The sequence below is a fragment of the Aeromonas molluscorum 848 genome, assembly GCF_000388115.1.
Taxonomy (GTDB): domain Bacteria; phylum Pseudomonadota; class Gammaproteobacteria; order Enterobacterales; family Aeromonadaceae; genus Aeromonas; species Aeromonas molluscorum.
Window position 1 is genome coordinate 1 of the sequence record NZ_AQGQ01000144.1, and the last position, 10,407, is coordinate 10,407.

General features: G+C 59.6%; 10 protein-coding genes and 1 pseudogene. 4 read left to right on the forward strand and 7 right to left on the reverse strand.

Features of this window, described 5'->3' with window-relative positions; translation table 11 throughout:
* From G113_RS15985 to G113_RS15995, 3 genes are all read right to left on the reverse strand, one after another.
* On the reverse strand, positions 1–202 hold a 202-nt coding region (locus tag G113_RS15985; protein WP_005906974.1), incomplete at its 3' end, for an HTH domain-containing protein.
* A gap of 71 nt (positions 203–273) precedes the next feature.
* A complete protein-coding gene (locus G113_RS15990; RefSeq protein WP_005906975.1) occupies positions 274–1,233 on the reverse strand; it encodes a GlxA family transcriptional regulator in 960 nt (319 codons plus the stop codon).
* An 89-nt stretch (positions 1,234–1,322) separates the two neighbouring features.
* Entirely contained in the window at positions 1,323–2,093 is a 771-nt protein-coding gene (locus tag G113_RS15995) for an MBL fold metallo-hydrolase (RefSeq protein ID WP_005906977.1), read from the reverse strand.
* A gap of 280 nt (positions 2,094–2,373) precedes the next feature.
* Between G113_RS15995 and G113_RS16000 the strand changes: the two genes are divergently transcribed.
* Both G113_RS16000 and G113_RS16005 read left to right on the forward strand, forming a co-directional pair.
* Positions 2,374–2,787, forward strand: coding sequence for an Hsp20 family protein (locus G113_RS16000; RefSeq protein ID WP_005906980.1), 414 nt, complete (start codon positions 2,374–2,376; stop codon positions 2,785–2,787).
* 74 nt (positions 2,788–2,861) lie between these two features.
* Positions 2,862–3,302, forward strand: a complete 441-nt coding sequence (locus G113_RS16005; RefSeq protein WP_005906982.1) for an Hsp20 family protein — start codon at positions 2,862–2,864, stop codon at positions 3,300–3,302.
* 61 nt (positions 3,303–3,363) lie between these two features.
* Here G113_RS16005 and G113_RS16010 read toward each other — a convergent pair whose 3' ends face one another.
* Positions 3,364–4,635: a valine--pyruvate transaminase gene (locus tag G113_RS16010; protein ID WP_005906983.1), complete on the reverse strand. Its 1,272-nt coding sequence runs from the start codon at positions 4,633–4,635 to the stop codon at positions 3,364–3,366.
* Positions 4,636–4,916: 281 nt separating this feature from the next.
* On the opposite strand from G113_RS16010, the gene G113_RS21385 reads away from it, so the two are divergent.
* Positions 4,917–5,150 (forward strand): hypothetical protein, encoded by a 234-nt coding sequence (locus G113_RS21385; RefSeq protein ID WP_005906984.1) that lies wholly within the window; start codon positions 4,917–4,919, stop codon positions 5,148–5,150.
* Here G113_RS21385 and G113_RS16020 read toward each other — a convergent pair.
* On the reverse strand, positions 5,116–5,904 hold the full coding sequence (locus G113_RS16020) for an AraC family transcriptional regulator (protein ID WP_005906985.1): 789 nt from the start codon (positions 5,902–5,904) through the stop codon (positions 5,116–5,118). The genes G113_RS21385 and G113_RS16020 overlap by 35 nt on opposite strands.
* A gap of 91 nt (positions 5,905–5,995) precedes the next feature.
* Between G113_RS16020 and G113_RS16025 the strand changes: the two genes are divergently transcribed.
* Entirely contained in the window at positions 5,996–7,123 is a 1,128-nt protein-coding gene (locus tag G113_RS16025) for a multidrug effflux MFS transporter (protein ID WP_005906986.1), read from the forward strand.
* Positions 7,124–7,127: 4 nt separating this feature from the next.
* Here G113_RS16025 and G113_RS16030 read toward each other — a convergent pair whose 3' ends face one another.
* The gene (locus G113_RS16030; RefSeq protein ID WP_005906987.1) at positions 7,128–7,811 is read right to left on the reverse strand and encodes a response regulator; all 684 of its coding nucleotides are present in this window, start codon (positions 7,809–7,811) and stop codon (positions 7,128–7,130) included.
* 49 nt (positions 7,812–7,860) lie between these two features.
* Positions 7,861–10,407, reverse strand: a pseudogene (locus G113_RS16035) (DUF4118 domain-containing protein); the annotation flags it as partial.

Sequence of the window (10,407 nt, forward strand, 5' to 3'; positions counted from 1 at the left end):
GAAGCCGGGGGCGCAGCACATAGCCGATACCGGGCTCCACCCTCGATATGCGCCCCCTTGGGGATTTGGCAGGGTCGGCTATATCCCGATAGAGGGTGCGCAGACTGATGCCAAGCTGGCTGGCCAGCTCTGTGCCTGTGATGGCGTAACGGTGACCGCGCAACAGCTGGAGCAGGGCCAGCAGGCGTTCGGAACGGGACATGGCATGGCTCCTTGGGATCTGCGGTTAGGGTGCCATGTTTGGGCGAGCCGGAACAGGGTGAGAAGAGCGACTCACTCCTTGTTGCCACGAAAAGATCGCCGCCATTCGCTCGGCAAAACAGCGAAGCGGGCCCGAAAATGTTGGCGCAGGGAGGTGGCTGTCTTGAAACCCACTAGTTCGGCGATGCGTTCTATGGGGTGGGTGCTGGCTTCCAGCAGCTCCTGGCAGCGCCTGAGCCGCTCGATCAGCAGCCACTCCCCGACGGAGAGGCCGGTGGCCTGATGAAAGCGGCGGGTAAAGGTGCGACGACTCATCAGGCTGTGTGTCGCCAGGCTGTCGAGGGTATGCGGCTCCGGCAGGTGGGCTCGCAGGTGATCGAGCAGCTGGTTCATCCTGGTATCCCGGGTAGAGGCGGAGACCGGCTGCTGGATGAACTGGGCTTGGCCACCTTCCCGGTGGGGCGGGATCACCAGCCGTCGTGCCACCTGGTTGGCAATGGCGCTGCCGTGGTGCTGGCGTACCAGATAGAGGCAACAATCTAGTCCGGCAGCTGTACCCGCCGAGGTGACCAGCCCCTCGTCATCCACATAAAGGGCGTTGGTGTCGAGCCGTACGCAGGGAAAGCGGCGGAGGAAATCCTGCTCGTACTCCCAATGGGTCGATGCCTTGCGTCCATTGAGCAAGCCGGCATAGGCGAGCACATAGGTGCCGAGGCAGAGTCCCACCACCTCAGCCCCTCTGGCATGAGCCGCCGCCAGGGCATCGAGCAGTGGCTGGGCCGGGCGTTCTGCCGGGTCGCGCCAGAAGGGAATGATTATGATGTCCGCCTCGGCCAGGGCCTCCAGCCCATGAGGTGCCTGGATGCTGAATCCCTGTGACGAATGCGAACTGGCCTTGCCATCCCCGGCACAGAGCCTGAGTTCGAACAGGGGCTGACCCGGCAGTATGTCGCCGAAGATGAGGCAGGGCACTGAGCAGTGAAAGGGGCTGAAGTGGTCAAAGGCCACGACAGCAACTATCGGTATGGGCATGACGTTGACCTCCTCTTTGCGCGATGAACAACCATGATATGCGCTGGCAGCTGAAAGCCGAAGGGCCATGCGGATGCACGGCCCAGCTATCACAGCGAGAGCGTGTCGCCATCTTCCGGTACCCGCACCCGATCCGCCATGCCGTGCTCGGCCAGATAGTCGCGTAACTCCTTGCGTGACAGCACGGCATGATTGACCGCTTCCATGTGGCTGGCAATCAGGGTGGCCTGTGGTGCGGCCTGATAGACGGCCCGCACATCCTCCTTGCCCATGATGATGGAGCCCAGCCCCGGCACCTGGGCATCGCCACAGTTGAGGATGATCACATCAGGTTCATGCTGTCGCAGGCTCTGTGCGACCATCTCGTTCCAGACGGTATCACCCGCCAGATAGAGGGTTTTCTCTTGCGGGTGGGAGAAGACCACACCACACACTTCACCCAGCCGCTCGGCCAACACTGCCATGACCTGATCGTTGCCGTGTTGCCCCTCTGTCTGTTGCAGGCGGATACCGGCAAATTCGACCTGCTCGCTCAGCAGGCGCACATCTTTGAAGCCACAGGTACGTATGGTGTCGGCATCTTTCTGATGTTGCACAAACAGCGGCAGATGCTTGGGGATCTGTTGCTGAGCGACCGGGTCCCAGTGGTCCAGGTGATCGTGGGTGACGATCACCGCATCCACATCGAGAATCTCCGCCAGGGGCAGAGGCAGCTCGACCAGGGGGTTGTGCAGGTGGCTGTTGGCTGTTCCGGCGAAGGCGGGCAGTGTCCCCTTCGCTGCCAGCATGGGGTCGATCAAAAAGCGGGTACCGGCATAGTCGATCAGCAGGGTGGCGTTGCGAACCTGGGTAATCTGCATTGTGTAGCTCCGTGATAATGGCGAGATGTGCAACCAGTATGACGGGGGATGCGGGCAGCCATGAGTGGCCCGCGGGTCGATTATCGATCCTATCGGGCCAGGTGAACGAGACGATTGTGTGCCGGGCAAATTCGAAAAATTTCTTTGATTTTCGCCCTTGAAAGCAAAAAGCTGGCCCCTATATAGGTAACAAGGCCGGAACGCTCGATAGAGGTTTCGACCAGGAGCCCGTCCGACAGGAGGGCAAATAATCTGTTATCGCTCACAAGAGGGTAATACTATGCGTTCTATCGATTTTTCCCCGCTCTATCGTTCTGCCATCGGTTTCGATCGTCTGGCCAATCTCATCGAATCTGCGGCCAGCAATGGCAATGCCGGTTACCCCCCCTACAACATCGAACAGCTGGGCGAGAATGACTATCGCATCAGTATGGCGGTGGCTGGCTTTACTCAAGAGGAGCTGGAGCTGAGCTTCCAGGAGAACCTCTTGACCGTGAAGGGCAACAAGCAGGCAGAGTCCGATCGCAACTATCTCTATCAGGGCATAGCCGAGCGAGGCTTCGAGCGTCGCTTCCAGCTTGCTGACTATGTGCGAGTCAAGGGGGCTGACCTGAAGAACGGCTTGCTCCACATCGAGTTGATGCGCGAAGTGCCCGAGGCCATGAAGCCACGCAAGATTGCCATCAACGGCTGAACCTTATGAATTGCAGGGTGCCGATCCATGGGCCCGCCTGATTGAAACCTGTTGCTTATTAGAAGGATAGGATTATGCAGAACCTCGATTTTTCTCATCTCTATTCCAATGCCGTTGGCTTCGAGCGGATGGCCCGTGAACTGGAAGGCGCGTTTGCACAGAAGAACTCGGCCTATCCCCCCTACAATATCGAGAAGCGGGGAGAGAACAGCTACAGTATCACCATCGCCGTGGCTGGGTTTGAGCGAGAGGAGCTGGAGCTGGAAACCGAACAGGGCACCCTCAAGGTAAAAGGACGCAAGGTCCCCGCTGAAGGGGAGCGTCACTTCCTCCACCAGGGGATCGCCGAGCGTGACTTCGAATTGGCCTTCAAGCTGAGCCAGCATGTCGAAGTGCAGGGTGCCAAGCTCGAGCATGGCTTGCTCACTATAGAACTGGCCCGTGACATGCCAGAGGCGCTCAAGCCACGCACCATCCCCATTGGTAAGTCAGACTCGCTGGCATTGCCGAGCTAAGCATACCGTCGTGAAAAAGGCCTGCATTTGCAGGCCTTTTGTATTTGTCTGTCGAGATTTTTCAACCGACCCGGGCCCGGGTCTCGGTGCCATAGAGGGCATTGATCTCCTCGGCCAGAATGGCGACACCACGGCGCACCAGGTCTTCATTCTGGGCATAGTTGAGGCGAATGCACTCCTGGCTGTGGCGCCAGTTCTGATCCTCTATGCCCGGGAAGAAGTAGTGGCCAGGAACTATCAGCAGGTTCTTCTGCTTGAGACGTTCGTAGAGTTCCTGGCAATGGATCGGCAAGTCCTCGAACCAGAGCCAGAGGAACAGCGCACCTTCCGGCTTGTGGATATGGAAGCGCGGATCCGGGATGGCATCGCGCAGCAGGCGGACGGCCAGATCGGCACGCTGGCGATAGAAGGGCTTCACTACCTGTTCGCTCAGCTCGATGATCTCTCCGCTCTCGATCAAGGGAATGGTCAGCGCAGGCCCCAGGCTACCCGGTGCCAGGTTGATGATGCCGCTCAGGTTGGTCATGGCCTGGATGACCTGCTCGTTGGCGATGACGATACCACAGCGGGTGCCCGGCAGCCCCAGCTTGGAGAGGCTCATACAGAGAATGGTGTTGCTGTTCCAGAAGGGTTTGGCCTCACTGAAGATGATGCCGGGGAAGGGCACACCATAGGCATTGTCGAGGATAAGGGGGATGCCCTTGTCGCGGGCTATCTGATCCAGGTGCTCAATTTCCTCATCGGTCAGCACGTTGCCGGTCGGATTGGTAGGACGAGAGACGCAGATAGCGCCAATGTCATCTCCGACTTCCAGGCGCTCGAAGTCCACATGGTATTTGAATTGGCCCTCCGGCAGTTTCTCTATGGTGGGCTTGTAGGCGACGAACTGCTCTTCAGTCAGGGCAGAATCACCGTAGCCAATGTATTCGGGGGCCAGCGGAAAGAGGATTTTCTTCTTGCGGCCATCGCTGAACTCGCCGGCCAGCAGATTGAACAGATAGAAGAAGGCGGTCTGACTGCCATTGGTAAGGGCAATGTTGCGAGCCGAAATATCCCAGCCCAATTCAGCCTTGAGTAACTTGGCCAGCGCCTGGGTGAATCTGTCTTTGCCCTGGGGGCCATCATAGTTGGCCATTGCTCTGATCAGCTCACCACTGTCGAGCAGTGTCTGCGCCTGTTGTTGAAAACGCTCCAGCATGGCCGGTATGGGGGCCGGATTGCCTCCCCCCAGCATGATGGCATTCGGGTTGGTCAGCCCCTGATTGAGATCATCCATGAGTTGGGTGATACCTGCGTGGCGAGTGAACTTCTCGCCGAATACAGAAAATTCCATTCGGTAACGCTTCCAGAGTCTGTTGCGAAGATGTAGACCTTAGCTCAGTTTAAAAGCGGGTGTCGATGAAAAAATCCTTTGTTCCACGTGGAACAAAACAGGCCGTTTAACTGGTGGTAAAAATCGCCATTAATTGGTTTGAATTTGAACTAATGATGAGTTTCGCTTGGCAATGGTAAGGCGATTTTTAGATAAAAAACCTAAATATCAATATGTTGTGATTTTGGCACAAGAATTGGAATAGTCAGGCTGTCATAGCGACTCATACCGGAGAAATGAACATGAAGAGCCTGATCACCACCTTGATGCTGAGCACCCTGAGCCTGTCTGTCATGGCCGATGATGCCGCCAGACCCGAACTGGATCTGGCGAGTTTGCAGCAAGAGATCCACGAACAGCAGCAGCAGGCCTCCCGGTCTGTGGTGGCCGATGCCATGGTCAATCTGAGACAGCTCCCCCTCGATACCCTGGTGACAGAGATCAGCCCGGCCGTGTCGACCGCTCCCCGCAGTTGAGATACTGCATGGGGGTCTGCCCCATGTGCTGTTTGAAGAAGCTGATGAAGGCGCTGTCGCTGGAGAATTCCAGCGCAGCAGCCACCCGGCTGTTGGGTACGGCCTCGGCCAACAGCTCCATAGCGCGTAGCAGACGCCACTGCTGACGCCAGGCCTGATAGCTCATGCCTGTGTCCCGCATGAAGATTCGGCCAATTGTCTTGTCGCTGGCACCCACCCGTTCGGCCAGCCGGTTGAGCCGATCGGGCAGGGTGTCACCCTGCGTTATCTCCTGCAACCAGGCTGTCAGGCGCGGGTCTGTCGGCAGAGGTAACTGCCAGGATTCTCGTGGTGCTTGCGCCAACTCCTCCATGAAGAGTGCCAGCATCCTGCACTGTTCCTCTTCCGGTTTATCCCATGACCAGAACGCCATGCGTTCTATGACCTCCCGCAGCAGCGGATTGACCGCAATCACCTGCACACTGGCTGGCAGCGCTGGTTGTGGCGTGAAGTAGAGGGAGCGATAAGCCACCACCCCACGCATCAAAACTCTATGGGGTGTGCCTGCCGGTAACCAGGCTGCCCGGCTGGGTGGCAGCAAGCAGAGCTGATTGGCCATTTCTATGCTCATGCAGCCTGCCTGGGCGAACAGCAACTGATGGCGCTGATGCTGATGCAGGCCTGAGTCATGCCAACCCAATGCAGAAGCAATGCCGATTGCATTGCCACTTTGCTGGTCCGGGTCAAAAGGGTGATCGGGAAGAATAAAGGCCATATGTCCGATTATTGATATTTATAGTCCTGCTTATTGTAATCAGACATTGCGCCTCTCCCTAGAATGGCAGCCTGTTATTAAGGAGGCTGTCATGAACAACAGGCTGCCACCGCGCTGGCTGGTGGTCGGATTGATGATGTTTCCCCAGATAGTGGAGACCATCTACAGCCCGGCGCTGACTCACATCGCCAGTCAGTTCCGGGTGAGCGACGGGCAGGCATCCCAGACGCTGTCGGTCTATTTTCTGGCATTTGCCGTGGGCGTTGTCTGTTGGGGTCGATTGTGCGATCTGATAGGGCGACGTCCCGCGATGCTGGCTGGCCTGCTGACATATGGGTTCGGAACCTTGCTGGCGCTGCTGGCGACCCAGTTCGAAACCCTGCTGGCAGCCCGGGTCATCTTGGCCTTTGGTGCCGCCGTGGGATCGGTCGTGACCCAGACCATGCTGCGCGACAGCTACCAGGGCAGCGAGTTGGCTCGTGTCTTCTCGGTGATGGGAGTGGCGCTGTCCATCAGTCCGGTCTTGGGATTGGTGAGTGGCGGTCTGCTGGCCGAGCAGTTTGGCTATCTGGGGGTCTTCAGCGGCTTGATGGTACTGGCGGTGGTACTGGGATTGATTGCCAGCTGGCGGTTACCGGAAACCCGTCCAGAAACCACGACTCGAATTGCCCTGTGGCCACTGGCTTGCCGTATGGTGCGGGATGGCGGGCTCTGGCGCAGCGCCCTGCTGGTTGCCCTGTTCAATACCATGCTGTTTGGTTACTACAGCTTGGCGCCATTCCTGTTTGCTGGATTGGGTTTGAGTGCCAGCGAGTTTGGTTATTCCGGCGCCGTGTTGGCAGTGGCGACCCTGCTCGGCAGTTTGCTGAACAAGCATCTGCTGGGCAAGGGGCGGCAGTCGCTATCGCTTATCCGCCTGGCCGCGTCGCTGGCGCTGGGGGCGGGGGTTGCTGTGTGGGCGAGCCAGGGCTCGCTCTGGTTCCTGTTGCCCATGATGGGGGTCGTGGTGGCCTTTGGTATCGCCATTCCCAATGTGCTCAGCCAGGCCTTACTGGCCTATCGCGAGGTGGCAGGCAGTGCTGGCGCCCTGTTCGGGCTGGCTTACTATCTGTTGCTCAGCCTGGGGTTGGCGATGGCCGCACTCGTGCAGGATCTGGGGTTGTTGCTCGCAGGCTGTGGCGTGTTGGCCGTTCTGTGTAGCGGGCGACGTTCCACGTGAAACATCAGCTGCCGATAAAACGGTAGCCGATGCCAGATTCGGTTTCGATCAGGCTGGGTTGCTGAGGGTTATCTCCCAGCTTCTTGCGCAGGCTGGCGATGACGATACGCAGGTAGTGGGTATCTTCCTTGTGACTGGGGCCCCAGATCTCGTTGAGTAGCTGAGTCTGCAAGACCAGTTTTCCCGGGTGGCAGACTAGCGTCTGCAACAGGGCAAACTCCTTGCGCGAGAGCGCGATCTCCTGGCCACGCAGACTCACCTTGTGGTTGCCTATCTCCAGGGTCAGATCGCACTGGGGGAAGTGGCGGCTGTCACCACTGCTGGCCCCGGCTCGCTGCCGCAGCAGCACCCGGATGCGGGCCATCATCTCCCCAATGCCGAACGGCTTGCTCATGTAGTCGTTGGCGCCCGCATCCAGCAGTCGTACCTTTTCCTGCTCCGAATCCCGTGCCGACAAGATCAAGACCGGATGAGGGTGGTGGGCCCGAATGGCTTGCAACACCGCCAGGCCATCACCATCGGGTAGACCCAGATCCAGAATGACCAGATCAGGATTGAGGTGACGATACTGGGTTAGCCCCTCCTGCACACTGGCCGCCTCGCTCACCTGATGACCCTCGGCGATCAGGCTGATGCGCAAAAAGCGCCGGATCGGGACTTCGTCATCTATGACCAATATATGGGCCATCTGCTCTCCTGAAGTGCATGTTCAATCCGTGTGAAGTGTGAAGGCCATCTCATCCTTCCTGGCCGTGAGGGGCATTGAGGGCCAGCGGCAGGGAGATACGCATGCAGGTGCCGTTGCCGTTGGGACCGGCGAAGGCCCAGATACGGCCGCCATGGGCCTCTATCATAGCGCGGGAGATGGCGAGACCAAGCCCGGTGCCACGACTGCCACTGTCTCCCACCGGCTGGGTATAGAAGAGATTGAAGATCTTGTCTCTGTCTGCGGCGGCGATGCCGACCCCAATGTCGATGACATCCAAGATGAGATCGGGCTCGGCCAGCATGACTCTGAACTCTATGGGCGTACCGGCTGGGGAGTAGCGAGAGGCGTTGTCCAGGATGTTGACCAGCACTTGTTCGAGCAGGGCGCCATGGACATAGAGGAGCGGCGGAGTCTGGTCGAAGTGGATCAACAGGGCGTGCTGACGCCAGGACGTATCGAGGCGGCGGCGGGCGTTCTCTACCAGTTCGGCCAGATCTACCCAGTCTCGCTTGAGCTGGAAATCCGGCGAACCAATGCGGGTCATATCCAGCAGGTTTTGCACATAACTGTGCAGGCGTTGAGCCTCTTCCTGTATCGAGAGCAGCAGTTCATCCCTGTCCTGTTGGCCAATTCTGTCGCCGTACGCCAGGAGTGTGCTGCCAGCCCCCATGATGGCGGCCAGTGGCGTCTTCAGGTCATGGGAGACGGAAGAGAGCAGGGCGGCTCTCATCCTGTCCGTTTCCGCTTGCAGCTGGCTCTGGGCCAGCCGTTCATTCAGTTCGATACGGGCAAGGGCGGCGCGGATATCGGTCAGCAGAGCCTGCAATTGGTGTTCGGCCGACGCGGAGAGGGGTTGAGCCAGTCGAATGCCGAGGACCAGTTCACGGGTGAGCGGGTGATATTGGGCCTCGGCGGCGTTGAGAGTGGCGGTGTGGGCGCCGGCGCTCTGCTGCTGGGAGAGGCTCCAGTCGATGGCCGCCTTGTCGGTCTGACCAGGCAGGTAAGGGGTGGTACCGGCGCGATCCTGATAGAGGTTGTCGATGGCGAAGGCTGGCTGGGTCAGGGCAAGGGAGATGGCTTGCGCACCTTGGCGTAACACTTCCTCCGGACCATTGGCGCTGGCCAGCTCCTGACTGAGGGAGAGCAGGGCGGTGCCGAGCTGCTGAGTCTCACGCAGCCCGATCAATTGCTGACGTTGGCGAGAGGCGAGCCGCCCCGCTGCTATGCCGACGATGAGCAGCACGAACAGGGTCAGCAGGTCGCTGTGACTGTGTACCGTCAAGGAGAAGTAGGGCACAGTAAACAGCAGGTTATGGGCGAGAAAGCCGAGGATGGCGGCCAGAATCGCGGGCAGTTGGCTGGTGGTGAGCGCCGTGGCCAGCACCCCCAGTACAAACAGCAATGGCAGGGAGGCGGCAGGTAGCCAATGGGAGAGACCCCAGGCTATGGCCGAAGTGATGGCCATGATGGCGACCGCCAGCAGGCACTGTCTCATCTGCCCGGGCGGCGCCTCGCGCAGAATGGGCCCTGCGTGGTGGGGGCCTGTATCGACCAGGGTGATCTCCAGTCCGCGGGCCCGTTGCAATAAATGCTGTACCAGAGAGCGCCGCCAGGGGGCCTTGTGGGGCTTGCCGAGCAGCAGTTGCGAGGCTTGCTGCTGGGCAGCCGTCTCCATCAGGGTATCGGCTACCGCCGGGCTGGAGAGAGTCAACACCTTGGCACCCAGTTGGGCGGCCAGTGCCAGCGCTTGTTCAAGCTGGGGCGAGCGCTGGCCACGACTATCCACATGCACCACCAGCCAGGGCAGTTGGCGGCGCTGGGCGAGGCGATGGCCGTGGCGTACCAGGGCCGGGCCATGTTGTTCCCCGAGGCAGACCATCAACTTGCCCCGCAGCGGCTGGGTGCTCTTGCCGGCGGCCTGCCACTGCAGTTGCAGATCTCCCTCCACATGGCTGGCGGCAGTCTGCATCGCCAGCTCGCGCAGGGCGGTGAGGTTGTTGAGAGAGAAGAAGGAGTGCAGGGCCGCCATGGCTTGCTGTGGCACATAGACTTTGCCCTCGCGCAGGCGATCGAGCAGCTCGCGGGGGGGCAGATCTATCAGTACCAGGCTGTCGGCTTCCAGCAAGACACTGTCTGGCAGAGTCTCCCTGACCCTGACTCCCGTCAGTTGCCACACCAGATCGTTGAGGCTCTCCAGGTGTTGCACGTTGAGGGTGGTGTAGACGTCGATACCTGCATCGAGCAGCTCTTGCACATCCTGCCAGCGCTTCTCGTGGCGGCTACCCGGGGCGTTGCTGTGTGCCAGTTCGTCAACCACGGCGATGGCGGGTTTGCGGGTCAGCAAGCCATCCAGATCCATCTCGTCGAGTCGTTGCTGGCGGTGCAGATGGGTCTTGCGTGGCAAGATGGCCAGCTGATCGAGCAGGGCCAACGTCTCCTGACGGCCATGGGTCTCCACCACACCGATCAGTATGTCCGTCCCTTCTCTGGCCTGTTCCCGCGCCGCCAGCAACATGGCTAGGTCTTGCCTACGCCAGGCGCAGCGCCTAGGAATACCTTCAGCCTGCCCTTGCTC